Origin of the sequence: Ochrobactrum sp. MYb379 (assembly GCF_037479515.1) — a bacterium.
GTDB lineage: Bacteria > Pseudomonadota > Alphaproteobacteria > Rhizobiales > Rhizobiaceae > Brucella.
The window spans coordinates 17,867-42,391 of record NZ_JBBGYW010000002.1; the positions used below are offsets into that span (position 1 = coordinate 17,867).

Below are 24,525 nucleotides of genomic sequence, written 5' to 3' on the forward strand. Positions count from 1 at the left end.
CCCCCATCCTGATCTTAGTTCAGTTCGCCAGTTGCAAGCAGGCCATCAAGCTTGCCAGCATTGTCGAGTGCTACGAGATCATCGCAACCGCCGACATGCACAGCGCCAACAAAAATCTGCGGGAAGGTATTACGGCCAGAACGTTCCTGCATTTCTGCACGCAATTCTGGGGTCGCTGCTGCATTGATTTCGTTAAACTCAACGCCCTTGTTTTTGAGAAGGCTGACAGCACGCGTGCAATAAGGGCAGCCAGGACGAGTGTAGATGGTAATATCGGTCATGAAAAACTCCATTCGTTGCCCACTATATAAGTAGCAAAACCACGATCTGGAAGCCCCTTATCTCTTCACAAAGCTGTATTCAGGTGTCAGGCAGAACCCGGCTGAATGTGAGTACATCAACGCTTTTTGCACCGCCACGCAACAGCGCGCGTGTCGCGGCCTTTACCGTCGATCCCGTCGTATAAACATCATCGATCAAAAGCACCCGCCGCCCACGCACATGAATTTCATGCTCTTTCGGCACACGAAATGCGCCATCGACATTTCGTTTGCGCTCTTTCAGGCCTAGCCCGATTTGCTGATCAGTCCTCCGAATACGCCTAACCGCCTGTGGTTCAAAAGGCTTACCATTTAATTGCGCCAACGCACGTGCCAGCTCCGCAGACTGATTAAATCGACGCGACCAGAACCGCCATTTGTGCAAAGGCACCGGCAGAATAACGTCGCATTCGTCGAGCAATTCACGCCCCGCACGTTGCATCCAACGTGCCATCCATGGTGCAAGATCGGTGCGATCATGAAATTTCAGCGCCACCGCCATGCGTTGTGCGGCTCCACGATGCAGCACTGCTGAACGTAAACGTCGAAACGGAGGAGGATCGGCGATAGCCTCGGCACTCATAAAATTCTCGCCAAAGTCGTGATTGAACGGAATGCCAAGCACCGGACAATAGGGCTTTTCAATAAAGCGCAGTTGCGACCAGCATTGCGGACATAGCGTCTCCGGCTCGGAAACCTGAATGCGACATCCGATACAACTGGCCGGATAAAGAATATCAGATGAATAGCGCAAGCCCTTGCGTGCCAAGCTGAGCTCGCGCGCTTTCAGCCTGTACAACAAGCTTTGATGCGACCTGTCGTCATCAACCATTGCATTCGCCCCCGTTCGAATGCATTTACGCCTATATCTATATTACCGACGCATATCCGAAAGAGAAGACGGAATCGCAATGGCCGCTCCTTCACCTGCCCAATTGTCTGAAAACGCGATCTTTGATCGCGATCTCCAGCTGGCGTTTCGCCGCCGTGCTTTTAAACACGCGATCCCTGGAGCAGACTTTATTTTGCAGCGTGCAGCAGAAGACCTTGAAGACCGATTGGATGCAGTGACACGCCGTTTCCCGGTTGCTGTTGACCTCGCGGGACATAATGGCCTTGTGGCGAGCGCAATTGCCCGTTCCGGCAAAGCAGATATGATTTTGCGCATCGAGCGCGATGCAGCCTTTCTCAATGGCCCCTTCCCGGCAGTCGTTGCCGATGACGAAGCTTTACCGTTAAAGCCGCAGAGCGTTGATCTCATCGTTTCGCTGCTGGCACTGCATTCAACCAATGATACTCCGGGCGCGATGATCCAGATTGCCCGCGCATTGAAACCAGATGGTTTGTTTCTGGCAGCACTCAGCGGTAACGGAACTCTGGGCGAGTTGCGCGAAAGTCTTTTGCAGGCAGAAATCGAGCTAACCGGTGGCGCCTCTCCGCGTATCTTCCCATTTGCAGATGTCCGTGATGTTGGCGGCCTCTTGCAGCGCGCCGGTTTTGCGCTTCCAGTAACGGATGTGGAAAATGTCACCGTTCGTTATGACAGCATATTCAATCTGATGGCTGATCTGCGTGCCATGGGTATGCAGAACATTTTGCGTGATCGATCCCGTAAGCCTGTTTCGAGAAAGCTATTTTTACGCGCAGCAGAAATCTATGCAGAACGTTTCAGCGATCCAGATGGACGCATTCGCGCAAGTTTCTCGACTATCTGGCTGTCTGGCTGGGCGCCGCACGAATCACAGCAAAAGCCATTGAAGCCCGGCTCTGCCAAGGCTTCACTGGCTGATGCGCTTAAGAATGTGGAATAAAGTGTTTCCAGCAAACGTGTGAAACAGTTTTGCGTACAAAAATACGCAACTCAAAAAGGCTTAACAGTCGCCTGTCTGGGTGCCGTCAACTTCGATGACACAGATTGGCCTGACGGGTGCCTTGCGCTCCATATGAATGTCCCGCTTAATCGATCCGGTCATCGTGCGATCAATGCCAGCTGGCAGAACCGATTGTGCAGCGAGCTTGTTCGCCTGATCGTTTAAAATCGGCACAATAATCAGTGCAAGAGCGACTGCGGCAGAACCAAAAAGCAGTACGACGCGCAGGATACCGCGTCCCGCTTTCGTGAGTGGTCCCGGGGTGTATTCATTATGATCTGCACTGAAATAATTATTATCAAAACTCATGAGGCTAACTCCGGAACACTTATCCCAGAGAATGCCGCAGTGGAGTGAATCATCGATTAACGCGGAAGGTTAACGGGTAAGGATTTGGGTACTATTTCGTAGCTTTCCACAGGCTCAGAGCAGATCGATTAAAAATGGGATCAGCGGCTCGTCTGCTGGCGGCATCGGATAATCACGCATATCCTTCGGACGCACCCATTTCAGTGCCTGACCCTCCAGCCCCTGCGCCACACCTTCAAAGCGACGGCAGACATAAAGCGGCATTAACAAATGGAAGTCATGATAGGTGTGACTGGCAAAAGTCAGCGGCGCGAGACAGGCCACTTTCGTCGTAATACCAACCTCTTCCTGAAGCTCACGGATCAGGGTTTCTTCCGGCGTTTCGCCTGCCTCAACCTTGCCACCGGGAAACTCCCACAGACCAGCAAGCGACTTACCTTCCGGGCGCTGCGCCAACAGCACACGCCCATCCGCATCAACCAGCGCACAGGCCGCAACCAACACAATACGTCGCGATTTCACTTCAGTCATTGTTCATTGCTTTCCCGATAGGCATAGCGATAGGCTTCCTGAAAGCCGAAACGCTTATAAAGTGCCAAACCCGCGACATTATCAGCTTCGATTTGCAGCCATGCGGTTTTTGCACCCAGTGATTTTGCCCATTTGAGCGTCGCACCGATCAAAGCTTTACCATGCCCCTTCTGACGCGCTTCTGGCAAAGTTCCCACGTCAAAAAGACCAGCCATGGCACCATCCTGCACACAAAGCACATTGGATACCGCCCGACCGCCCTCTTCCAAAACAAACATGCCTTTATTCGGACGAATGCCATCCAGCAATTCCGAGAAGCCCGGACGCAATTCTGTCGGGCGACCATGAATGGCAATCGATGCATCCACATAGCGGCCAATGTCTTTCAAAGGCGCTTCATCACGTTCAGCCGAAAGATCAAGCGCACTCAGATTAGCTGTCATAACGATAGTTTCGTCGTGACGCTTCCAGCCAAGTCCTTCGAGATAATTCTCCAGCTCAACCGGCGCCAGCGGCGAAAGTCTGAAACATGGAACCCGGCCATAAGTACGAAAGCGCTGCGATGCTTGTTCGACACGCGCCGGAATATCGCGCGTGTCGCCCGGATCAAGTGGATTAACCGAGTTGAGACGCTTGGAGGGATGTGCCGCAGTCATGCGTATCGCCCATGTCCCGTCATAATGAACGGACGTGGCTGGCCATGCACGGAAGCCTACGGCTTCAAGCTGACGAACGATAGCAAGATTGGACATATTCAAACTCTTTCACAACTCTGCTGATGCAGGTTTCGGAGATCAATTGCGCCGAAAATAGTGATCTTCGAGAACCGGAGCGCAGAAGATTGCTATTTGCAGGCCAATGGAGCCCGAAACGTTTAGCTTCGGTAGTCGCCGTTGATCGCGACATATTCCTTTGTCAGATCGCAGGTCCAAACGGTTGCCTTACCCTTGCCAAGGCCGAGATCAAGGCGGATCAGAATATCTTCGCCCTGCATGTAGCTCGATGTCGCTTCTTCCGAATAAGCCGGATCGCGCTGTCCCTGATAGGCCACGCGAATATCGCCAAACCAGATGGCGAGAAGATCGCGATCCGCCGGTTCACCCGCCTTACCGACAGCCATCACAACACGGCCCCAGTTTGCGTCTTCGCCGGCCACAGCAGTCTTAACCAACGGTGAATTGGCAATCGAAAGCGCGATTTTCTTGGCAGACGCAGCAGATTTAGCACCCGTCACTTCGACTTCAACCATCTTGCGCGCACCTTCGCCGTCGCGCACGACCTGAAGAGCCAGTGATTTCAGAACACGGCCCAGTGCCTTTTTAAAATCGCCAAGTCGTTTATCGGAAGCATCGGTGACTTCAAGCGCTCCGCGCTCTGTTGCCGATCCGGTTGCAAACAGCATTAGCGTGTCAGATGTCGACGTGTCGCTATCAACAGTCACAGCATTGAATGTCGAACCAACGCCCTTGGAAAGCAGGCTTTGTAGCACATCAGCCTTGATCGGCGCATCTGTAACAACAAAGGAAAGCATCGTCGCCATATCAGGCGCAATCATGCCAGCACCCTTCGAGATGCCATTGATCGTCACCGGAACCTGTCCGAGCAGCACCGTTTCAGTCGCCACTTTCGGGTAGGTATCGGTGGTCATGATGGCTTTAGCGGCTTCTGTCCAGAAATCATCGCTGGCAGTATTTGCCATATCATCCAGAAGACCGGAGAACTTCGATGCATCAAGCGGTTCGCCAATCACGCCGGTAGAAGCAAGAAACACGTCTGTCGTATTGCAGCCAACGGCTTTAGCAGCCGCTTTAGCTGTTGCCTCTGTGGCTTCACGACCTTTAAGGCCAGTGAAAGCATTGGCATTGCCCGAATTGACCACGACAGCACGCGCTTTGCCGTGAACGAGGTTCTGGCGGCAGAAATCCACCGGAGCTGACGGGCAGAGCGAACGGGTGAAAACACCTGCTGCTTCTGCTGGCTTGTCAAACACCATCAGCATGACATCCGTGCGGCCCTTATACTTGATACCGGCAGCAGCAGTTGCAATGCGGACGCCGTGAATGACCGGCATGGATGGGTAATGTTTTGGAGCAAGCGGGGATACGGTCGCAGACATGATTGCCTCTGAAGAGATGCGATTTGATTCTGGCGCATTGGAAAGGTTTGCAGCATAAAATCAAGCTATAAGTAAAATGGAGATAAAAAAACGCCCCGCATTGCGGGGCGTTTTCATGTATTCAAATCTTACTGCTGCGGAGCGGCGTCAGGTGCATCACCCTGTTCCTGCGCCGCTGCGGCTTCCTTCATCGCCTTATCGACGGCTGGATCCTTATACTCGATCTTCATGCCATCGCGCAGCTTCTTGACCATATCGACATAACGCTCACGCATGATGATCGAACGAATCTGCTCAGATACCTGATCGAATGCCGGTGGCTGCTTGGTGCGGCGATCTTCCAGCTGAATAACGTGGAAACCAAACTGCGACTGCACAGGCTCCTTCGTGTATTCACCCGGCTTCAATGCGAAAGCGGCCTTTTCAAATTCAGGAACCATCTGACCTTCGGAGAAGTAACCGAGATCGCCACCATTGGCAGCAGTGCCATCGGTCGAGCTTTCCTTGGCGAGATCTTCAAACTTCGCGCCACCTTCAAGCTTCTTGATGATGGCTTCAGCTTCTTCCTTGGTCTTCACGAGAATGTGACGCGCGCGCACTTCATTCTGTGGAGGGATAGCCGCGATTTCCTTGTCGTAACGGGTACGAACATCAGCGTCCGAAATCTTGTCGACAACGGCATCCTTGAAATATTCGTTGTGAAGCGCGCGTTCACGCAGGAACTCCATACGCTTCTTGAAATCGTCGCTCTGATCGAGCTTTTCCTTGGTTGCTTCGCCAGCCATCGCCTTAATGTCGATGAGGGCTGCAAGAGCGGCCAGACGGCGCTGTTCAGCTGGAAGGCGAGCAAACTGCGGATCAAGATCGCCAGCGGCCTGATCGACTTCACCAACAGTGATGTCGTTGCCGTTGACGGTAGCAAGAACCTTTGCCGGATCTTCGGAAGCGGCAGCAGACGTTGCGGCTTCAGCGGGTTTAGCTGCATCCTGTGCAAAAACAGCCGAGCTGCTAAAACCAGCAAGCGCAACGGATGTTGCGAGAACGGCAAGAGCTTTGCGGGATGGGGCTTTGAAAAAGGCTTTCATATGAGATTCTCTCCTTCGAGACCGCCTACCGGCCCCATGAATGCGGCGGAATTTGGCCCGAAACCCCGATTATCCTTTAGAAAATACGAGCTTTCCGGCCTTTCGAGCAACATTGACATCGCTTGAAGCCCCTCTTATCTGTCCTTCAGCTTGGCGTCCAGTAAGCGGCTGGGGAATTGCGTTGAAAATGCGCCGTATCTGGCAGCTTTCGACGCGCAGTTTTCTTGCATTTGTTTCAATACGCGTGAATAAAGCATTCGACAAAGCATTATCGGCAAAATTGCAATGCGGTTTTGAGTTCGAAAATGCGAAAGATTTAAAGAGTTAGAGCCTTTTTAGAGTTTCGATGAAACCGAAAAAAGGCAATGGCGCCGGAAGCGCTTCCGGCTGAACGCACAGGAAAGGACCAGGAATGGTCAGCTTTGGCGGCCTCGCCCGCAAGATATTCGGTTCGTCCAACGACCGCCATGTGAAAACACTGCGCGTTCGTGCGGAACAGATTACTGCGCTTGAGAAGAATTACGAATCCCTTACCGACGAACAGCTTCAGGCAAAGACTGCGGAATTTCGCGCAGAACTCGCTCAGGGCAAGAAGCTCGACGCATTGCTTCCGGATGCTTTTGCAACCGCGCGTGAAGCGGCAAAGCGCGTGCTTGGCATGCGCCCCTTCGATGTGCAGCTGATCGGCGGCATGGTCCTGCATGAACGGGGCATTGCTGAAATGCGTACCGGTGAAGGCAAGACGCTGATGGCGACATTGCCTGTTTACCTCAACGCACTTGAAGGCAAGGGCGTGCATGTGGTGACGGTCAATGATTACCTCGCTACCCGCGACGCCGAAACAATGGGCAAGCTTTACAACTTCCTCGGTCTGACCGTGGGCGTGATCAAGCATGGCCTTGATGATGGTGAGCGTCAGGCAAATTATGCCTGTGACATTACCTATGCGACCAACAACGAACTCGGCTTCGATTATCTGCGTGATAATATGAAGTATGAGCGCAGCCAGATGGTTCAGCGCGGTCACAACTACGCAATCGTCGACGAAGTTGATTCGATCCTCATCGACGAAGCGCGTACACCGCTGATTATCTCCGGCCCGTTGGAAGATCGCTCTGACTTCTACAACCTCATCGACACATTCATTCCAGCGCTTGAGCCGGAAGATTTTGAAATCGATGAAAAGCAGAAGACTGCAATCTTCACCGAAGTCGGCACCGAAAAAGTTGAGCAGCTTCTTGAAGCTGCTGGACATCTTAAAGGCGAAAGCCTCTACGACATCGAAAATGTTGCTGTCGTCCATCACCTGAACAACGCTCTTCGTGCGCATAAGCTGTTCCAGCGTGATAAGGATTACATCGTCCGCAACGATGAAATCGTCATCATCGACGAATTCACCGGACGTATGATGCCGGGTCGCCGCTTCTCGGAAGGCCTGCATCAGGCGCTTGAAGCTAAAGAGCAAGTGACCATCCAGCCTGAAAACCAGACGCTGGCATCGATCACTTTCCAGAACTACTTCCGCATGTACACCAAGCTTTCCGGCATGACCGGTACAGCTTCAACGGAAGCGGAAGAATTCGGCAATATTTATGGTCTGAATGTTCTTGAAATTCCGACCAACCTGCCGGTCAAGCGTCTCGACGAAGACGATGAAGTTTATCGTACCGTCGAAGAAAAATACAAAGCCATCGTCCGCGATATTCAGGCTTCGCACGAAAAGGGCCAGCCAGTCCTCGTCGGCACGACATCGATCGAAAAATCGGAACAGCTTGCAGAGCGTCTGCGCAAAGAAGGCATCAAGGGCTTTCAGGTCCTTAACGCCCGTTATCATGAGCAGGAAGCTTTCATTATTGCGCAGGCCGGTGTTCCAGGTGCAGTGACCATCGCCACCAATATGGCGGGTCGCGGTACGGACATTCAGCTGGGCGGCAATCTTGATATGCGCGTTCATAACGAGCTTTCGGAAGTGCCGGAAGGTCCAGAGCGGACTGCAAAGATTGCTGAGATCAAAGCCGATATTGCGAAGCTGAAAGAAAAGGCACTTGCTGCGGGTGGCCTTTACGTTCTCGCAACCGAACGTCATGAAAGCCGCCGCATCGATAACCAGCTGCGCGGTCGTTCGGGTCGTCAGGGCGATCCGGGTCGTTCGAAATTCTTCCTGTCGCTTCAGGATGATCTGATGCGCATCTTCGGCTCCGACCGTATGGACGGCATGTTGCAGAAGCTGGGCCTCAAGGAAGACGAAGCTATCGTTCATCCATGGATCAACAAGGCGCTTGAAAAGGCCCAGACCAAGGTTGAAGCACGTAACTTCGAAATCCGTAAAAACCTGCTCAAATATGACGACGTCATGAACGATCAGCGTAAGGTGATCTTCGAGCAGCGTCTTGAAATTATGGACGACGAAGACCTCACTGACACCGTGACCGAGATGCGTCACGAAGTCATTGAAGACATGGTGCGACTGCGTATTCCAAAAGACGCTTACGCTGAAAAGTGGGAAATTGCCGCCCTCAAGGACGACATTCTCACCAAGCTCAACCTCGCCTTGCCAGTTGATGAATGGGCTAAGGAAGAAGGCATCGCCGAAGAAGAATTTGAAGCCCGCATCAAGGAAGCCGCCGACAAGGCCGCTGCTGAGAAGGCAGAACGCTTCGGCCCACAGATCATGACTTATATCGAAAAGTCGGTGATCATGCAGTCGCTCGACAATCTCTGGCGCGAGCATCTGGTCAATCTTGACCACCTGCGTTCGGTCGTTGGTTTCCGTGGCTATGCACAACGCGATCCGCTGAACGAATATAAGACCGAAGGCTTTGAACTGTTTCAGGCGCTGCTCGCCAACTTGCGCGAAGTGGTTATTACACAGCTGATGCGTGTTGAAATCGTTCGCGAAGCACCCGTTGAGCCAGAGCTTCCGCAGATGACGGGTGTTCATATCGACGGCACCACCGGCGAAAATGACTTTGATGAAAATGCTTGGGCCGATCATCAGCAGGATGAGCGCATCATCCCCGCTTCTGAACGTGACGCCGCTGACCCTAAAACATGGGGCAAGGTGAGCCGCAACGAATCCTGCCCTTGCGGTTCTGGCAAGAAATACAAGCATTGCCACGGCGCGTTCGAATAAGCGCTGACAGCAATCTAGCTTACATGAAAACCCGGCGCGCAATCGCCGGGTTTTTATTTGCCAAAGTGCTTGGCAACTCCATATTTTAGTAATTTCACAGAAACTGATATGTTCAGAAAGTAATTACCATTAATGCGAATTTGGCTTCGCTTGGTCAGAAGTGGGCGATTTGTTTTTACCTTTTTAAAGAACTCCCATCTAATGTTTGGCCAATCTTGTTCAGCAACGATTAAAATACGCTGGATAGATCGACCTCGAGATATCGCAGCGGGACAAGCAGAACTTTGATCAAAAGTCGCAATAAACAGGATTGGCAACGAATGCATATTTCCGCCGCTGACGTGCTGCGACAATCATTTTCTGATGAACTTTGCGTGTCAAAAAAAGCACGCGATAGTTCTGGGCAAAGCGCCAAATGTCAGGCAACCAAGCAGGTTTCAGGTCCCAATGTGACAAGCGTCCGTTCCGGTGTTGATTTGACAAGCCAAATTCTCCTCGGATTCACTAAAAACCTTGAGGAGGCTTTGTAATGGCCGCAAAACCTTTACTTGAGGAATCCGCAGGTGGACATACGGCCCGCATCATCTCTCAGCTGTCCGATAATGTCGCGGGGAAGGATACAGCCAAGCGACTGGAAGAAAGCCTGCTTCATCGAGACATCCCACGTAAGCTTGCAATTTATGGTGCCTCCGCAGGCTTTGAACTGCGCGATGAACTTGACCACTTAAGCAGCCGCACAATCGAGCCCAATATCTTCTTCAATGCACGCTTTCTGGCACCAGCCATGCCACGCCTTGAAGATCGAGAAGTGCGCTTCATGGTGATGCGTGATGAAAATGAAATCCGCAGCCGCCTGCGCTTCGTTATGCCTTACACTGTAGAGCGCCCCGGCCTGCCCCTGTCGTCACCCGTCATTCGTGCATGGGCGACACCATTTGGCCCGCAAGGCACCCCGCTTATCGATCACGATGATCCAGTGGGCGTCGTTGAGGACTTGTTCGATATTCTGGCACGCGATCATATCAAAATGCCGGAAGTTCTCGTACTTCCGGAAATGCGCGCCGATGGCGCTGTTGCGAAATTAATCCGTTCTGTTGTGGTCGGCAGACAGCTGCCCGTCGTTTCGATTGAACAAAAAGCCCGGCCATTCCTCGAAAGCAATTTGGATGGTGAAAGCTATTTCAGGGAAGCTCTCGGAGCACACCACCGTCGCAATTACAGCCGCCTTTGGCGTCGCCTCGCTGAGAAGGGCGAACTCGCACATCGCATCGCCCGCACACCCGATGAAGTCCGCTTTGCATTCGAGCACTTTCTGACCTTGGAAGCGAGTGGCTGGAAAGGTCGCCGTGGCACCGCTATGGCTGTTGATCGCTTTCGTGCGGCGTTTGCTCGGGAAGCGGTCAACAATTTGGCTGAACGCGATTGTGTCCGCATTCATACGCTTGAATTGGATGGACGTGTGATCGCTATCTTGATCGTTTTCACCGTGTCAGGCGAAGCATGGACATGGAAAACGGCTTATGATGAGACGTTAGCGGCTTACTCACCGGGCATGTTACTGATGATAGAGGTGGTCAAAAACCATCTGGAGGATCCCAACATTACCCGCACAGATTCCTGTGCAGTGCCCGACCATCCCGTAATGTCACGTCTCTTTAAGGAACGGGAAACCATCGAAACACTGGTGATCGGGCTTCATCCGGGTGTCGACAAACAAGTGCGTCAGGCGGCCTCGCAAATTCATCTTTATCAGCGTACTCGCAACCTGACCCGGATCATTCGCAACCGTATCCGCAATTTTACAGAACGAAAATAAAGCCGAATAGTTCAATAAACAGAACGAAACAAAAATTTGATAAATCGGAAAGACGTGCTATATTTTCTATCGGGAGAGCGCCTGAATTAAAGCAATGCAGGCGAAAAATAAGGGTCTGAACTTGTTGCCCTGATATTTAATTACGTTGCAGCAAGTAAATATATAAGTAGGACCTTTTTTCGCTGCTTCACGAAAACCAACGCGCCTCCTTTGGGAAGGAGATGCGCTATGTTGGAATATCTCACTTATCTAAAGACACTCGATCTTATCGTATTGGGCTTGATCGCTTTTCTCGTCTGTTGGAACATTGTCGAGTATAATTTGCGCCGCTGAGGTCGCGCTGTAAAAAAGGCGGCTTCATAAAGCGACGTGAGCACAGGCGACAGGCTTTATCGCCCATCCAAGGCGCTTTCGTCGCTGTGTGGAAGTATAATCAGTCAAGCCGCTTGTGAGCGATTGACGTGGTTTCGTTTAGTCGTTATATCCCTCCCCGCTGTCCGTTTTTGGACCATATCAAACTGCTTCGGCAGTTACGTGCGGGTGTGGTGGAACTGGTAGACGCGCCGGACTCAAAATCCGGTTCCGCAAGGAGTGTCGGTTCGATTCCGACCACCCGCACCATTTATCTTCAAAACGTCATTTCATTGTTATGACGACGTAACTTGGATAGACTTCAACAAAAATCAGTGGCGTTGCATTTATGATAGTTGCCTGATCAATGGGCGATATCTGCACATTTGCCAGCATGTTCTCAAGCTTGGCGCGATTATTCTTATCGCTAAAAAAGCGGTCTTTAACGTCTTCCGCATCGACCTTGCCAAACTGATGTACGTTTGCACGATCCTGACGGATAATCCCGGCAACCTTGGTCAGGCGTTGTCCCGATGAACTGAAATGGTCTTGCTCACTCAATCGGGCATAATAGGAATCGATCGGCTTTTCAGCCGCAGATGCTATTCCGAGCGTCATGAACAGCAGTATTGCAGACAAGATCGATGAGCGCATGACGCCTCCTTATGCCAGTTTTATGCACGAATGCTTTATCTCGACACACTTCTTATTATGTCTCCGACAAACCGTCAAAATCTGTTTGCCATGATGACGACGAAGAAGGTCTGAGAGCAGTTAAACGGCTCATACTTCCAGAAAACATGCCATCGCAGCATTATGCAAAGCGTTTACCTCACTATTAAGAGGTATATGAAAAAGCTAGATTTAAATTATTCGTTGACATTCAGATCATTTTCGCACTGATTAATCAGCACCTAACTGTTTGTTTTGATGGACGTCTCGTTTGAAATTTCATTTCCGGGATGTCGGACATTATACGTTTCGTCTATCTGTTTTATCCATTAAACAGATAGGAACAGATCAGTTTTAGGGCGGGCAAAATAATTGCTTGTCGGAGTGTGTTCGCTCCACTTTGATGATTAAAGCGGAGCGAGGACTCTGAGATGCGTATAGTCAGTGCGGCTTTTCTTGTGGGCCTTCTTGTGTCCAGTGCGCCAGCTTTTGCACAATATGAAAAAGAACTTGGCCCCCTTGCTTCCGCAGCAACATCACAAATTTTACCGGGTTGGACCGCAACCACACGAGACGGCTGGTTTGTTCTCAACAACCAGCAAGCAAGTGGCTCCGAGCAAACCTTGATGCTAACTGCTGGTCCTGCGCCAGATCAAGGTCGGGCAACGCGTGTCGCTGTTGCAGTTACCTCATCAAAGCCAAGCGCTTCCATTGGATTATTTGCGACCAATCCTGCTGAAAACGCGATTTGTCTGATGGAGATCATGGCAGACAAATCTGCCAAACTATTCTGCATGGACAATGGCAAGCGGCTTGATATTGCCAATGTACCAAATGCAGCGAAACTAGACGGCAGCGATGTCATCGAAATGGTCGATGTGCCGGGCGTATCGCGCTTTCTGCTCAATGGTAAAACCATTGGAGATGTGCAGGCCTCTCGCGCGCTCGGCGCACAAATTGGCGTTATGGCCTATGATGTTGGTATGTTTGCGATAGCGAATTTCAGTATAACATCTGACGGCCAGAATGTGCCAACACAGCCATTCGTGTCTACCACGCCGCGCAGTGAAACACCACAAACGGCTGACACAGGTACACAGCAACAACCGCAAACTGGTGCGCCAACACAGGCAGGATCGGGAAACCTCTCAGGACCGCTTCCCGATTTTGAGGGAGACACCAACAAAATCGCATCTGTCTATTTTGGCCTTATGCGCAGCATCTTTGCACATGAATTCGGACATGCGCTAATTGGCGAATTGCAACTGCCTTCAACCGGCCCGGAAGAAGACGCGGTTGATATTTATTCCGCATTGCAGATCGTTGAACCGACAATGTACCCGTCGGGGGATAAGCAGGTGGACGATATGGCAGTCGGCTCTGCAACCTATGCCGCGCTGCAGTGGTATTACAGCGGCAAAATCAACGAGATGAAAGGCAGCGCGCCATCGCCATGGCAGGACGAGCATACCGCTGATCTGAAGCGGTTTCGAAACATGATGTGTATCATGTATGGCGGTAACCCTAAGGTTTTCAGCAATCTGGCTGATAGCGTGAACCTTGATGAGCGCACACGCGCCCGCTGCTCAGACGAGTTCAACAAACAGAACCGTGCATGGCGGAAAATTCTCGCGCCACATACACGATCAGGAGAATGGCACCCCGAGGGTGAGCAACCAGCCGATGCGCCGGGTGCCGTCATTAAAACCGTTTTCGAGCCATCAAAAAGTCGCGTCGGTGATTATTATTATGCCATGCTGTCAAAAGCTTTGACCGGCTATTTCAACAACCTGTCTCAGACTTACGTGCTACCGCGCCCAATCACTGTTACTTTCCGCGACTGCGATCAGTTAAATGCATGGTACGATCCCAAAGAGGGTTCAATCACCATGTGCTATGACCTGTTTGAGCACCTCGCAGTGATGATTTCTGATGTTGAAAGTGGAACTGTAAGGGGTGAACCAGCCACAGAAACCACCACAACGTCAGCGCCAGCCGCTGGAAATGCAAGCGGCGGCGGCACAGCCATTGATGAATTGCGTGATGAAGGCATTGCCGCCAGCATGGTTCTGTTTCAGGCTCCCTACACGGGACCAACGCCTAACAAACATGCAAGAGCAACAATCATCACAACGGTTGAAGTTGTAAAAATTATCGCGAACGGCCGTAAAACGCTTTTCGTCGATACCAGCGGTTTGCAAGAATCCTTGCAGAATGCTTACTCGCTCACTGATGCGGGGCGTGATGGCAGCGTGACGGATGGTCTGCAACAGGCGCTCGACGAATGGCTTAACGAAAAAGCTGGTGGCGATCGCAGCGTCGGTTTGGTGTTCTTCGGCAAAGGCATGCGTGATCGCTCGTCATATAATGCTGCCCTGCGTGCCGCTACACTCGGCTGGACAACATTCTGGTATCGCGGCGGGCTCGAAGCGTGGACCGCGAACGGGTTGCCCGTCAGTAAGTAGCCAACGCACAACTTTATGCTTTGTGCATCCACTTGATGCACAAAGCTCTCTTTGATCAGGCAGCCTCCAGTGCTTGAGCGAGATCGGCAATCAGATCATCCGGATGCTCGATACCAATGGACAGGCGAATTGTTGATTCCAGCACGCCTATCCGTTCGCGCACATCCACAGGAACCCCGGAATGGGTCATTGCTGCCGGATGGCTCGCAAGCGATTCTGTCCCGCCAAGGCTGACAGCCAATTTCAAAATCTGTAGTGCATTCAGGAAGCGGAAAGCAGCCGCCTGACCGCCTTTGATATCAAATGAGAAGGTCGATCCAGCCCCCGTGCATTGGCGCTTGAACAATTGGCAAATATCGGATTTTTCATCTTCAAACGGCAGATAATGCAGTTTTCCAACCTTGGGATGCTCTCGCAAAAACGTGGCTATCGCGCGTGCATTTTTGTCGGCGCGCTCCATACGAATGCCGAGCGTTTCAAGCGAACGTCCAAGCATCCAGCAAGAATGCGGGTCAAGCTGTGTACCGATAGCACCACGCAGCGCTTTGACCTGCTTAACGACTGATTTGGCACCCAGAACGGCGCCGGCAATCAGATCAGAATGACCACCGACATATTTCGTCAGTGAGTAAAGAGAAATATCAGCACCATGATCGAGCGGTTTCTGAAAAACCGGACCAAGCAGCGTATTATCGCAAACGATCACTGGACGTAGTCCATTTTGCTTGTCTGCAATCGTTTCGGCAACACGTCGGATCGCAGCAATATCAACAATACTATTGGTGGGATTGGCAGGCGTTTCAATCAGAATAACTGAGACGCGGCCTTTTTCGAGCGCAACCGCCGCAGCTTTTTCAATTGCAGCTTCATGAACACCGTCCGCGAATGCGACAGCTTCCACATTGAAGTTTTGAAATGTCTTGGCGAGCAATGTTTCTGTTCCGCCATAAAGCGGCTGCGAATGAAGAATGACATCGCCTGGCCGCGCAAATGCGAAAAGCGTTGTTGCAATTGCCGACATGCCTGAGGAAAACAGCGCACAGCTTTCCGCGCCTTCATAGACAGCCAGCCGATCTTCAACGATCTCACTGTTGGGATGGTTAAACCGCGAATAGACGAGGCCAGCGCCGACACCGACTGGCGGCTCCTTACGTCCGGAAACGAAATCGAAAAAATCTCTGCCATCTTCGGCAGTTTTAAAAACGAAGGTCGATGTGAGAAAAACGGGCGGTTTAACCGCACCTTCGGATAATTCAGGATCGTAGCCATAATTCATCATCTGCGTTTCTGGATGCACCAGATGATTGCCAATATGGGTTTTCGACTGACGCGGTGCGGTCATGCTAATCTCCTCAAAACTCCTCCGGCCCTCAGGCTGGGAGGAGTTTAACAGAGATGGACCGCAATCTTCTTGCGTTGTTAGATGCTTAAGCGACTAGGAGTGAACAGGTCACATGCTCGCCATTGCAGAATACCTGCTTACTTGATCACCAAAACAGGCACCGAGCTGAACGAAAGCACCTCAGCCGCCTGACTGCCGAGCAGCAATTTATTGACGCCACGGCGACCATGCGATGCGATAACGATCAAATCGCTACCAGTCTTTTGTGCCGCCTCGATAATGCCTTGTGCCGGAGATTGGTTTTCAATGTGCAGAGTTTCAGCCTCAACGCCTGCAGCTTCAGCCTTGGCTTTCGCTTTTGCGAGAAGCTCAGACGCCGCTTTGGTAATCGCCTCGCGATATTCCTGAAAAGCAGCAGGACTGGAAGCCCATTCTGCGGCAACCACGATGCCATAGGATGGCAAAAGCTCCGTCACGGAAACCAGCGACACTTTCGAACCAAACTGCTTTGCCAGCGCCACGCCCTGTTCGACGCCTTTATCTGCAAGTTCAGAACCATCAGTAGCAATCAGAATTTTCTTATACACAGCCCAAGCCTCCAGTTTGTGATCAAGATCCAACCATGCGCGCCGCTATGAATAAGGGCATTGATGCGGATCAATCAGACAGGAAAAAGCTTATAGGCATGAAGAGCTTACCGAAAGAGGGAGCGAGTGGTTTGAGAACCATGAATTGTCTTTTTCAAACAAATCATCGTGCGCACTATCCGCGCACAATGGATTAAAAATAAATTCTACACGCATCGACTTTAAAGAATAAAATTCCAAATTTTAGCAATCCGAAGCACAGAGCCAGCTATGCTTTTGCGTTATTTCCTCTTAAACTCCGTTCCAAACACAAGGAGATTTTTCCATGAGCAAGCCACTTGGCGAAAAAGGCGGCGCAGCTGCGGGACGCGGGCGCATTTATGATTCCATCCTCGACACCATCGGCAATACGCCGCTGGTGCGTATCGATAAATTCGCCAAGGAAAACGGCGTCGAAGCCAATCTTCTTGTAAAGCTTGAGTTCTTCAATCCACTGGCAAGCGTCAAGGACCGTATCGGCGTTGCTTTGATTGAAGCACTGGAAGCACAAGGCAAGGCTGTTCCGGGTAAAACCGTATTTGTGGAGCCGACCTCCGGCAATACCGGCATTGCGCTTGCTTTTGCAGCAGCTGCCAAAGGCTATCGCCTCGTGCTCACCATGCCAGAAACCATGTCGGTTGAACGCCGCAAGTTGCTCAAGCTGTTGGGAGCAGAACTTGTTCTCACCGAAGGCGCAAAAGGCATGAAGGGCGCAATCGCCAAGGCCGAAGAAATCGCTGAAGGCAATCCGAATGCGATCATTCCGCAGCAGTTCGAAAATCCGGCCAATCCAGAAATTCATCGCCTCACCACCGCTGAGGAAATCTGGAACGACACCAATGGCGAAGCCGATATTCTAATTTCCGGCATTGGCACCGGCGGCACGATCACCGGCGTTGGTCAGGTGATCAAGGCCCGCAAGCCATCCTTTAAGGTGGTAGCGGTTGAGCCTAAGGATTCACCAATTCTTTCGGGTGGAACACCCGGCCCGCACAAAATTCAGGGCATCGGCGCTGGCTTTGCACCAAAGACGCTGGATACCGGCGTTTATGATGAGATCGTGACTGTTTCAAACGAAGATTCCTTCGCGAACTCGCGTCTTATTGCACGTCTGGAAGGCATTCCGGTCGGCATCTCCTCCGGTGCAGCACTCACCGCTGCAATCGAGATCGGCAAACGTCCTGAAAACAAGGGCAAGAATATCGTCATCATCATTCCATCCTTTGCAGAACGCTATCTTTCGACGGCGCTCTTTGAAGGTCTGGAATAAGAACGCCAATAAACAAAAAGCCAGAGCGGTCACCCGCTCTGGCTTTTCTGTTGCCTGAAATCATGTACTCCGCGCCTGAACCTCATTGGCCCTGCTACGGCAGTCTCAATTTTCAGTTTACCGTGCGTGCCGCGCAAGCCGGACCAGGACCGCGCATGTAATGGCGCTCGGGCCTGTAGCTTGGTGCGACGAATTCACGAATAACATTAACGCTGTCACGCAGCTGAACTATAATGTTCATCGTCTTCACCTCTTCACCAAATTGCTTTTCTAAAATGATATCCGGCACCGGCCCGAATAGGGTTAAGGCAATGCTTTTCGCTTCCGAACATCTTAATGAAAACTTTAACAATTAAAGATGAACAACCCCTGAACCGGCATGGTTAAGGTTAAGTTAACGGTAAGGATATTTAGGTTTTCCACAAGTGTGGGAATTAGAGCGCATCCCGAAAAGTGTAAAACGGTTTTCGGGATGCGCGTTAAAATAAAGAATGAGAGCGCCGATCTGATTTGATTAGATCGAAACGCGCTCTAGCCACAAATAAAAAAGCCGGTGTGAATACACCGGCTTTTCCAATGCTAATCATTTGTTTTACGCACATCTTGGTCCGAAAACCGGTTCCCACTTTTCGGGATGTGCTCTAGCGCGTTGGAACCGGATGTTCGCCGCGATAATCATAAAAGCCACGACCCGTCTTACGACCTAGCCATCCAGCTTCAACATATTTCACCAGCAACGGGCATGGACGATATTTTGAATCTGCCAGACCATCATGCAGAACCTGCATGATCGACAGACACGTATCAAGCCCGATGAAATCAGCGAGCTGCAACGGCCCCATTGGATGGTTGGCGCCGAGCTTCATGGCCGTATCAATGGCTTCCACGCTGCCCACGCCTTCATAGAGCGTATAGATCGCTTCATTGATCATCGGCAGCAGAATTCGATTGACGATAAAGGCCGGAAAATCTTCGGCAACAGTGACTGTCTTGCCGAGTGCGGTCACAAAATCCTTGGACTTGCGGAATGTTTCCTCGTCAGTCGCAATACCGCGTACCAATTCCACCAGCTTCATGATCGGAACCGGATTCATAAAGTGAATGCCGATAAAGCGCTCTGGACGATCAGTCGTGGATGCAAGACGCGTGATCGAAATTGACGACGTGTTGGTCGCTACAATGGCTTCAGGATTGAGCACAGGGCAAAGCTGAGCAAAAATCTTGCGCTTGACGGTTTCGTCTTCGGTCGCCGCTTCAATAGCCAGATCAACGCCAGCAAGATCCTGCATCGTGTTCGCTGCACGGATAAGCTTCATCGCATCGGCGCGTTGCTGTTCTTCCAGCTTACCCGAAGAAACTTGCCGCGCCATATTGCCGTTGATCGTGGCGATGCCTTTTTCCAGCCGATCTGCAGCCGCATCATGCAACAGCACGTCGTAACCTGCCAAAGCGCACACATGGGCAATGCCACTGCCCATCTGACCCGCACCAACAATACCTACCGTTTTGATTGCCACAGTATCGACTCCTTCATGCTACGCATTCATGCTTATCAAAAAGCTCGCCTAACAAGCCAGTTAAAGGCAAGAAATGCAAGGTCATCGTGCAAACCACGCGATTTGGCTCAATAAAAAAGGCGGCGAGGATGACCTGCCGCCTTTTCAGAGAATTAGAGAGCTTTTTGCAGCTCTGGCAGAATGGTAAAGAGATCACCGACTAGGCCGTAATCGGCCACCTGGAAGATCGGCGCTTCTTCGTCCTTGTTGATTGCCACGATCACGCGGCTATCTTTCATACCCGCCAGATGCTGGATCGCACCGGAGATACCAACTGCGATATAAAGATCAGGCGCAACCACCTTACCCGTCTGGCCAACCTGCCAGTCATTTGGTGCATAGCCCGCATCAACTGCTGCACGGCTGGCACCAACTGCTGCACCGAGCTTGTCGGCAACTGGTAGGATCACTTCCTCAAACTTCTCAGACGAACCAAGCGCACGGCCACCTGAGATGATGATCTTGGCCGAGGTCAGTTCCGGACGATCGGAATCCGACAGAGCGTTTTCAACAAAGCTAGAAAGAGCAGGATCAGCGGCAGCATTGATGCTTTCAACCGAAGCTGAACCGCCCTCAGCCGTTGCCGAGAAAGAAGCCGTACGAACCGTGATGACCTTCTTGGCATCTGTCGACTGAACGGTCTGGATCGCGTTGCCGGCATAGATCGGACGCTTGAAAGTGTCAGCGGACACGACTTCCATGATTTCCGAAAGCTGCATCACATCGAGCAGAGCTGCTACGCGCGGCAGCACGTTCTTGGCCGAAGTGGTGGCTGGTGCAATGATCGTGTCGTAATTGCTCGCTAAGTCAACTATAGCTGCTGCGAGTGGCTCAGCCAGACGGTTTTCCAGTGCATCGCTTTCAGCAAGCAGAACCTTGCGCACGCCCGAAAGCTTTGCTGCGGCATCAGCGGCAGCTTTCGCGCCCTTGCCTGCAACCAGAATGTCAACGTCGCCGCCGATCTGGGCAGCGGCAGTTAGTGCCTTTGCAGTCTGATCAGAAAGGCTTGCATTGTCGTGTTCGGCAATAAGAAGAATAGCCATAAATTTGTCCCTTCCGATCTCTTACAGTACGCCGTCAGCTTTAAGCTTCTCAACCAGCTCACTTACGGAGCCAACCTTCACGCCAGCCTTGCGACCGCCCGGTTCTTCGGTCTTCAAAACCTTGAGACGCGGAGCAATGTCGGCACCAAAATCGGCTGGCGACTTTTCATCAAGCGGCTTCTTCTTAGCTTTCATGATGTTTGGCAGCGAAGCATAGCGCGGCTGGTTCAAACGCAGATCAACGGTGACAATCGCAGGCAACTTCACATCAATGGTCTGAAGGCCACCATCGACTTCACGGGTTACCTTGGCAGAACCTTCACCCAGCTCAACTTTCGATGCAAACGTTGCCTGGCTCCAGTTGAGTAGTGCCGAAAGCATCTGGCCCGTCTGGTTGGCATCGTCATCAATCGCCTGTTTTCCGAGGAACACGAGGTCTGGCTGTTCAGCTTCGACGACGCCCTTCAGAACCTTGGCAACGCCAAGCGGCTCAACGGTTTCGTCAGTTTTCACGAGGATTGCACGGTCCGCACCCATGGCGAGCGCGGTACGCAGTGTTTCCTGCGCCTGTGCAGGACCGACCGAAACCACGACGATTTCCGTAACCTTGCCAGCTTCCTTCAAACGGATCGCTTCTTCAACCGCGATCTCGTCAAAAGGGTTCATCGACATCTTGACGTTTGCAAGCTCAACGCCCGAACCATCACCCTTAACACGGATCTTTACGTTGTAATCTACAACCCGCTTTACTGCGACAAGGACTTTCATCCGCGATTACCTCTTCAATGACTTTTTGCGGCCTGACTATGCCGCCATGAATCTTTGCCCGCATGTCAGAATCCGACATGACAACGCTGCTGACAGAAACGCCGTAAAAGCCAGCCTTTCCCCGCAACATCAGGAACCGGCACGAAACCTAAAGACGGTTGACGTGCGCGTCAATCGTGGTTGGGCGGCAATATCGATTTAAATGAATATATTCTGACAGATAGTCATTCCGTTTTCGCACTAACGTCTATCGTAGAGTTACCTAACGACTTGGCACTATTCGATACGCTTAGTTTCTTCATGCCGCGCCCTCCCATTTTCGTGGCGTTTACAAGCCATACCTCATGCGCTAGGAGTGCAGCGTAAACATCCGGTCGCAGCCTACCCGGTCAAAACAAGGACTCAAACTATGAAGACGCTTGTCATCTGCTCCGGCGGATTGGACTCCGTTTCGCTTGCGCATAAAATCGCAGCGGAACATCAACTCACTGGCCTTATTTCTTTCGATTACGGCCAGAGACACAAAAAGGAACTGAGCTTTGCGGAAGCCTGCGCAAAGCGACTTAACGTTCCTCATCAAATCATCGATATTCGATCTATTGGTGCCAGCCTGACCGGCTCAGCGCTCACAGACGACGTCGATGTTCCCGATGGTCATTATGCCGAGGAAACGATGAAAATTACCGTCGTTCCCAACCGCAATGCTATCATGATGACGATTGCTTTCGGTGTCGCCGCAGCACAGCAAGCCGATGCAGTGGCGCTCGCCGTCCACGGTGGCGATCACTTTATATACCCCGATTGTCGTCCTGGCTTTATCGGCGCTTTCCAGACCATGCAAAACCATGCACTGGAAGGCTATGCTGATGTCCAGTTACTTGCACCCTATGTACACAAGTCAAAAAGCGACATCGTTTCAGACGGTGCAAAATACCAAACGCCATTTGAAGCGACATGGTCCTGCTACAAAGGCGGCGAGCATCATTGCGGGCGTTGCGGCACCTGTGTCGAACGACGCGAAGCCTTCCACCTCGCTGGTATAAATGACCCGACACATTACGCAGATGCTGATTTCTGGCGCGTCGCTGTTGAGAAAAGGAGCGCCTGATGTTTCGCATCACCAAGGAATTTCATTTCTCTGCTTCGCATCAGCTGACAGAGCTTCCCGCCGATCACCAGTGCGCGCGGTTGCATGGACACAACTACATCGTGGAAGTAGAACTGTCCGCCAATGATCTTGATCAGCATGGCTTTGTCCGCGACTATCACGAACTCGCGCCACTGAAGCGCTATATCGATGATGAACTGGATCATCGTCATCTGAACGACGTGCTTGGACATAATCGCATAACCGCAGAATTTCTAGCGCGTCATCTTTATGAGTGGTGTCACACCCGCTGGCACGAAGTTACGGCGGTACGGGTTAGTGAAACGCCGAAAACATGGGCGGAGTATCGGCCAGAACGTCTGCAACCTTGTTTCCTGCAACAATGAACAAGCATCCTGAAATCCGCATCAGCGAGATTTTCGGTCCAACCATTCAAGGCGAAGGCGTATTAAGCGGCGAGCCGACTGTTTTTGTGCGCACGGGCGGCTGCGACTACCGCTGCGCATGGTGTGACAGTCTGCATGCTGTTGAAAGCCGCTTTCGCCATGACTGGAAACCGATGAGCATTGATGCCATATGGCGCGAAGTGACGGCATTATCAGGTCGAAGGCCAATAACAGTGTCACTTTCTGGCGGAAACCCGGCTATTCAACCATTAGGACCGTTAATCGATCATGGTCACGGTCAAGGTTATCGCTTTGCACTGGAGACACAGGGATCGGTAGCGAAAGACTGGTTCTCACGACTTGATACGCTGGTGTTAAGCCCAAAACCGCCATCGAGCGGCATGGAAACAGACTGGAAGGCGCTCACCACCTGCATCAATGCTGCGGGATCACAACCGAAGACCGTATTGAAATTCGTAGTCTTTGATGATGCAGATTATGCCTTTGCAAAGGCTGCATCGGCGCGTCATCCGCATTTGGCCGTCTATCTTCAGCCGGGAAATCACACACCGCCTCCGCCTGAAGATGACGATGCCCGCATCGACATGGACGGCATCATGAGCCGCATGGAATGGCTGATCGACAAGGTGATGGCCGACCGCTGGTTTGAAGCGCGCGTCCTGCCCCAGCTTCATGTGCTGATCTGGGGCAATAAGCGCGGCGTCTAAAGTATGTCGCGGAAAAGTGGGGACCGGTTTTCCGATAACGACATGCTTAAAAACAAAGAGATAAAGCTAGCCGCAACGCGCATTGTCGTCAGGCCGTGGCGAAAATGGTGGTCTGTTGAGCATCGGAGCGGAGCTTACTTGAGGTAAGTGAGCACCGAAGCGCAAACAGAACGCCATTTGCAGACCGGCCTCACGGCGATGCCTACCGGTTTTGGCCCGGCACCCAAAGAACATCCCTCGCGCCATTATCATTGACGGCGCGAGCGGCGACAAACAGAAAATCGGAGAGGCGGTTGATATATTGCAACGCCTCTTTTGAGACAACTTCGCCTTCCACCTTTGCGAGCGCCACCATCAGTCGTTCGGCACGGCGCGAAACCGTGCGCGCCAGATGAAGCGCTGCTGATGCAGCCGAACCACCCGGCAGAATGAACGAGCGCAAAGGCGGAATCGAAACATTCAAATAATCAATGTCGGATTCAAGTCGCGTCACCTGCGATGCAACAATGCGCAGCGGTTCATAGGCAAGCGGCTCCCCATCATCCGGCGTTGAAAGATCAGCACCGAGATCGAACAGATCATTCTGGATGCGCATGAGCATCACATCAATAGGACCGTGATCTGCGCTACTTGTATGCAGTCGCACCAAGCCGATACAGGCATTGGTTTCATCGACCGTGCCATAGGCTTCCACGCGCAGATCGGATTTCAGCCGGCGCGCACCAGATGTGAGGCCGGTGGTGCCATCATCACCTGTGCGGGTGTAAATCTTGTTGAGCTTGACCATTTGCTATTGTCCACTTGCCTGACGTGCAAAATAGATTGCCCCCACGACCAGAAGAATTGCAACAAATTGCAGAAGAACACGCAGCTGCATCATCTTGTTGGAGAAATTACCGTCACCACCCCGCATCATATTGCGCAGGCCGATAATCAAAACGATTGCCACAGCAATCACGGCCACCATGGCAGCCGCCTTGAAGACGAAATCCATTTACATTCCTCCCATAATCCGCCGTCTTTGTTGGT

Annotated in this window: 26 protein-coding genes and 1 tRNA gene; 11 read left to right on the forward strand and 16 right to left on the reverse strand. The window is 51.8% G+C overall.

The genetic code is table 11. The features are described from left to right. Positions 1–14: 14 nt before the first annotated feature. Together grxC and WH356_RS04160 are read right to left on the reverse strand one after the other, a co-directional pair. Positions 15–281, reverse strand: a complete 267-nt coding sequence (grxC, locus tag WH356_RS04155; protein ID WP_339508948.1) for a glutaredoxin 3 — start codon at positions 279–281, stop codon at positions 15–17. Between the two features lie 79 nt (positions 282–360). Continuing rightward, on the reverse strand, positions 361–1,152 hold the full coding sequence (locus WH356_RS04160; protein ID WP_339508949.1) for a ComF family protein: 792 nt from the start codon (positions 1,150–1,152) through the stop codon (positions 361–363). A 79-nt stretch (positions 1,153–1,231) separates the two neighbouring features. Between WH356_RS04160 and WH356_RS04165 the strand changes: the two genes are divergently transcribed. Next, positions 1,232–2,131, forward strand: a complete 900-nt coding sequence (locus tag WH356_RS04165; protein WP_339508950.1) for a methyltransferase domain-containing protein — start codon at positions 1,232–1,234, stop codon at positions 2,129–2,131. Between the two features lie 60 nt (positions 2,132–2,191). Here the strand turns inward: WH356_RS04165 and WH356_RS04170 are convergent, their stop codons facing one another. The 5 genes from WH356_RS04170 to WH356_RS04190 form a co-directional block, all read right to left on the reverse strand. Then, entirely contained in the window at positions 2,192–2,500 is a 309-nt protein-coding gene (locus WH356_RS04170; RefSeq protein WP_339508951.1) for a hypothetical protein, read from the reverse strand. A gap of 114 nt (positions 2,501–2,614) precedes the next feature. Further along, complete coding sequence (gene mutT / locus WH356_RS04175; protein ID WP_339508952.1) at positions 2,615–3,031, reverse strand: 8-oxo-dGTP diphosphatase MutT; 417 nt, start codon at positions 3,029–3,031, stop codon at positions 2,615–2,617. Next, positions 3,028–3,783, reverse strand: a complete 756-nt coding sequence (locus WH356_RS04180) for a GNAT family N-acetyltransferase (protein ID WP_339508953.1) — start codon at positions 3,781–3,783, stop codon at positions 3,028–3,030. Before WH356_RS04180 ends, mutT begins: the two co-directional genes overlap by 4 nt. Positions 3,784–3,905: 122 nt before the next feature. Further along, positions 3,906–5,147, reverse strand: a complete 1,242-nt coding sequence (gene argJ, locus WH356_RS04185; protein ID WP_339508954.1) for a bifunctional glutamate N-acetyltransferase/amino-acid acetyltransferase ArgJ — start codon at positions 5,145–5,147, stop codon at positions 3,906–3,908. Positions 5,148–5,275: 128 nt separating this feature from the next. Next, positions 5,276–6,232: a peptidylprolyl isomerase gene (locus WH356_RS04190; RefSeq protein ID WP_339508955.1), complete on the reverse strand. Its 957-nt coding sequence runs from the start codon at positions 6,230–6,232 to the stop codon at positions 5,276–5,278. Between the two features lie 40 nt (positions 6,233–6,272). Here WH356_RS04190 and WH356_RS04195 point away from each other — a divergent pair, with 40 nt between their 5' ends. The 5 genes from WH356_RS04195 (at position 6,273) to WH356_RS04215 (ending at position 11,802) form a co-directional block, all read left to right on the forward strand. Further along, positions 6,273–6,560, forward strand: coding sequence for a hypothetical protein (locus WH356_RS04195; protein ID WP_339508956.1), 288 nt, complete (start codon positions 6,273–6,275; stop codon positions 6,558–6,560). Positions 6,561–6,644: 84 nt separating this feature from the next. Beyond that, on the forward strand, positions 6,645–9,365 hold the full coding sequence (secA, locus tag WH356_RS04200; RefSeq protein ID WP_339508957.1) for a preprotein translocase subunit SecA: 2,721 nt from the start codon (positions 6,645–6,647) through the stop codon (positions 9,363–9,365). Positions 9,366–9,685: 320 nt separating this feature from the next. Then, positions 9,686–9,895 (forward strand): hypothetical protein, encoded by a 210-nt coding sequence (locus WH356_RS04205; RefSeq protein WP_339508958.1) that lies wholly within the window; start codon positions 9,686–9,688, stop codon positions 9,893–9,895. Continuing rightward, positions 9,895–11,181 (forward strand): type IV secretion system effector crotonyl transferase BspF, encoded by a 1,287-nt coding sequence (gene bspF, locus WH356_RS04210; protein ID WP_339508959.1) that lies wholly within the window; start codon positions 9,895–9,897, stop codon positions 11,179–11,181. Before WH356_RS04205 ends, bspF begins: the two co-directional genes overlap by 1 nt. Positions 11,182–11,717: 536 nt before the next feature. Beyond that, positions 11,718–11,802: transfer RNA gene (locus WH356_RS04215), tRNA-Leu, on the forward strand. A gap of 15 nt (positions 11,803–11,817) precedes the next feature. On the opposite strand, the gene WH356_RS04220 is transcribed toward WH356_RS04215, so the two are convergent. Next, complete coding sequence (locus WH356_RS04220; protein WP_339508960.1) at positions 11,818–12,186, reverse strand: hypothetical protein; 369 nt, start codon at positions 12,184–12,186, stop codon at positions 11,818–11,820. Positions 12,187–12,635: 449 nt separating this feature from the next. On the opposite strand from WH356_RS04220, the gene WH356_RS04225 reads away from it, so the two are divergent. Further along, complete coding sequence (locus tag WH356_RS04225) at positions 12,636–14,669, forward strand: DUF4344 domain-containing metallopeptidase (protein WP_339508961.1); 2,034 nt, start codon at positions 12,636–12,638, stop codon at positions 14,667–14,669. Between the two features lie 55 nt (positions 14,670–14,724). Here the strand turns inward: WH356_RS04225 and WH356_RS04230 are convergent, their stop codons facing one another. Continuing rightward, on the reverse strand, positions 14,725–16,011 hold the full coding sequence (locus WH356_RS04230; protein WP_339508962.1) for a cystathionine gamma-synthase family protein: 1,287 nt from the start codon (positions 16,009–16,011) through the stop codon (positions 14,725–14,727). 137 nt (positions 16,012–16,148) lie between these two features. Further along, positions 16,149–16,598 (reverse strand): universal stress protein, encoded by a 450-nt coding sequence (locus tag WH356_RS04235; RefSeq protein WP_339508963.1) that lies wholly within the window; start codon positions 16,596–16,598, stop codon positions 16,149–16,151. Positions 16,599–16,923: 325 nt separating this feature from the next. On the opposite strand from WH356_RS04235, the gene cysK reads away from it, so the two are divergent. Further along, positions 16,924–17,907, forward strand: a complete 984-nt coding sequence (gene cysK, locus WH356_RS04240) for a cysteine synthase A (protein ID WP_339508964.1) — start codon at positions 16,924–16,926, stop codon at positions 17,905–17,907. 112 nt (positions 17,908–18,019) lie between these two features. Here the strand turns inward: cysK and WH356_RS04245 are convergent, their stop codons facing one another. The 4 genes from WH356_RS04245 to WH356_RS04260 all read right to left on the reverse strand — a co-directional run bounded on the left by WH356_RS04245 (position 18,020) and on the right by WH356_RS04260 (position 21,274). Then, positions 18,020–18,148, reverse strand: coding sequence for a hypothetical protein (locus tag WH356_RS04245; RefSeq protein ID WP_260525696.1), 129 nt, complete (start codon positions 18,146–18,148; stop codon positions 18,020–18,022). A 400-nt stretch (positions 18,149–18,548) separates the two neighbouring features. Beyond that, positions 18,549–19,424 (reverse strand): 3-hydroxybutyryl-CoA dehydrogenase, encoded by an 876-nt coding sequence (locus WH356_RS04250; protein WP_339508965.1) that lies wholly within the window; start codon positions 19,422–19,424, stop codon positions 18,549–18,551. A gap of 152 nt (positions 19,425–19,576) precedes the next feature. Continuing rightward, positions 19,577–20,506 carry an electron transfer flavoprotein subunit alpha/FixB family protein gene (locus WH356_RS04255; protein ID WP_339508966.1) on the reverse strand — a complete coding sequence of 310 codons (930 nt, stop codon included), beginning with the start codon at positions 20,504–20,506 and terminating at the stop codon, positions 19,577–19,579. A gap of 21 nt (positions 20,507–20,527) precedes the next feature. Further along, a complete protein-coding gene (locus WH356_RS04260; protein WP_339508967.1) occupies positions 20,528–21,274 on the reverse strand; it encodes an electron transfer flavoprotein subunit beta/FixA family protein in 747 nt (248 codons plus the stop codon). Positions 21,275–21,683: 409 nt separating this feature from the next. Here WH356_RS04260 and queC point away from each other — a divergent pair, with 409 nt between their 5' ends. Genes queC through queE form a run of 3 tightly spaced genes read left to right on the forward strand, consistent with a single transcriptional unit; the run spans position 21,684 to position 23,496 of the window. Continuing rightward, entirely contained in the window at positions 21,684–22,382 is a 699-nt protein-coding gene (gene queC, locus WH356_RS04265) for a 7-cyano-7-deazaguanine synthase QueC (RefSeq protein WP_339508968.1), read from the forward strand. Next, the gene (queD, locus tag WH356_RS04270; protein ID WP_339508969.1) at positions 22,382–22,768 is read left to right on the forward strand and encodes a 6-carboxytetrahydropterin synthase QueD; all 387 of its coding nucleotides are present in this window, start codon (positions 22,382–22,384) and stop codon (positions 22,766–22,768) included. The genes queC and queD overlap by 1 nt, the downstream gene beginning before the upstream one ends. Then, positions 22,765–23,496, forward strand: coding sequence for a 7-carboxy-7-deazaguanine synthase QueE (gene queE / locus WH356_RS04275; RefSeq protein WP_339509499.1), 732 nt, complete (start codon positions 22,765–22,767; stop codon positions 23,494–23,496). Before queD ends, queE begins: the two co-directional genes overlap by 4 nt. A 202-nt stretch (positions 23,497–23,698) precedes the next feature. On the opposite strand, the gene WH356_RS04280 is transcribed toward queE, so the two are convergent. Then, entirely contained in the window at positions 23,699–24,283 is a 585-nt protein-coding gene (locus tag WH356_RS04280; RefSeq protein WP_339508970.1) for a cob(I)yrinic acid a,c-diamide adenosyltransferase, read from the reverse strand. 3 nt (positions 24,284–24,286) lie between these two features. After that, positions 24,287–24,490: a twin transmembrane helix small protein gene (locus tag WH356_RS04285; protein ID WP_250041615.1), complete on the reverse strand. Its 204-nt coding sequence runs from the start codon at positions 24,488–24,490 to the stop codon at positions 24,287–24,289. Positions 24,491–24,525 lie beyond the last annotated feature (35 nt).

Bases quoted from the DNA above. Each gene is read 5' to 3' on its own strand.
- secA (WP_339508957.1), top strand. From the start codon at position 6,645: ATGGTCAGCTTTGGCGGCCTCGCCCGCAAGATATTCGGTTCGTCCAAC.
- WH356_RS04225 (WP_339508961.1), top strand. From the start codon at position 12,636: ATGCGTATAGTCAGTGCGGCTTTTCTTGTGGGCCTTCTTGTGTCCAGT.
- WH356_RS04260 (WP_339508967.1), bottom strand. From the start codon at position 21,274: ATGAAAGTCCTTGTCGCAGTAAAGCGGGTTGTAGATTACAACGTAAAG.
- WH356_RS04280 (WP_339508970.1), bottom strand. From the start codon at position 24,283: ATGGTCAAGCTCAACAAGATTTACACCCGCACAGGTGATGATGGCACC.
- WH356_RS04195 (WP_339508956.1), top strand. From the start codon at position 6,273: ATGCGGCGGAATTTGGCCCGAAACCCCGATTATCCTTTAGAAAATACG.
- WH356_RS04170 (WP_339508951.1), bottom strand. From the start codon at position 2,500: ATGAGTTTTGATAATAATTATTTCAGTGCAGATCATAATGAATACACC.
- WH356_RS04160 (WP_339508949.1), bottom strand. From the start codon at position 1,152: ATGGTTGATGACGACAGGTCGCATCAAAGCTTGTTGTACAGGCTGAAA.
- queD (WP_339508969.1), top strand. From the start codon at position 22,382: ATGTTTCGCATCACCAAGGAATTTCATTTCTCTGCTTCGCATCAGCTG.
- bspF (WP_339508959.1), top strand. From the start codon at position 9,895: ATGGCCGCAAAACCTTTACTTGAGGAATCCGCAGGTGGACATACGGCC.
- argJ (WP_339508954.1), bottom strand. From the start codon at position 5,147: ATGTCTGCGACCGTATCCCCGCTTGCTCCAAAACATTACCCATCCATG.
- cysK (WP_339508964.1), top strand. From the start codon at position 16,924: ATGAGCAAGCCACTTGGCGAAAAAGGCGGCGCAGCTGCGGGACGCGGG.
- WH356_RS04220 (WP_339508960.1), bottom strand. From the start codon at position 12,186: ATGCGCTCATCGATCTTGTCTGCAATACTGCTGTTCATGACGCTCGGA.
- WH356_RS04245 (WP_260525696.1), bottom strand. From the start codon at position 18,148: ATGAACATTATAGTTCAGCTGCGTGACAGCGTTAATGTTATTCGTGAA.
- WH356_RS04230 (WP_339508962.1), bottom strand. From the start codon at position 16,011: ATGACCGCACCGCGTCAGTCGAAAACCCATATTGGCAATCATCTGGTG.
- WH356_RS04180 (WP_339508953.1), bottom strand. From the start codon at position 3,783: ATGTCCAATCTTGCTATCGTTCGTCAGCTTGAAGCCGTAGGCTTCCGT.
- grxC (WP_339508948.1), bottom strand. From the start codon at position 281: ATGACCGATATTACCATCTACACTCGTCCTGGCTGCCCTTATTGCACG.
- WH356_RS04205 (WP_339508958.1), top strand. From the start codon at position 9,686: ATGCATATTTCCGCCGCTGACGTGCTGCGACAATCATTTTCTGATGAA.
- queC (WP_339508968.1), top strand. From the start codon at position 21,684: ATGAAGACGCTTGTCATCTGCTCCGGCGGATTGGACTCCGTTTCGCTT.
- queE (WP_339509499.1), top strand. From the start codon at position 22,765: ATGAACAAGCATCCTGAAATCCGCATCAGCGAGATTTTCGGTCCAACC.
- WH356_RS04285 (WP_250041615.1), bottom strand. From the start codon at position 24,490: ATGGATTTCGTCTTCAAGGCGGCTGCCATGGTGGCCGTGATTGCTGTG.
- WH356_RS04190 (WP_339508955.1), bottom strand. From the start codon at position 6,232: ATGAAAGCCTTTTTCAAAGCCCCATCCCGCAAAGCTCTTGCCGTTCTC.
- WH356_RS04255 (WP_339508966.1), bottom strand. From the start codon at position 20,506: ATGGCTATTCTTCTTATTGCCGAACACGACAATGCAAGCCTTTCTGAT.
- mutT (WP_339508952.1), bottom strand. From the start codon at position 3,031: ATGACTGAAGTGAAATCGCGACGTATTGTGTTGGTTGCGGCCTGTGCG.
- WH356_RS04165 (WP_339508950.1), top strand. From the start codon at position 1,232: ATGGCCGCTCCTTCACCTGCCCAATTGTCTGAAAACGCGATCTTTGAT.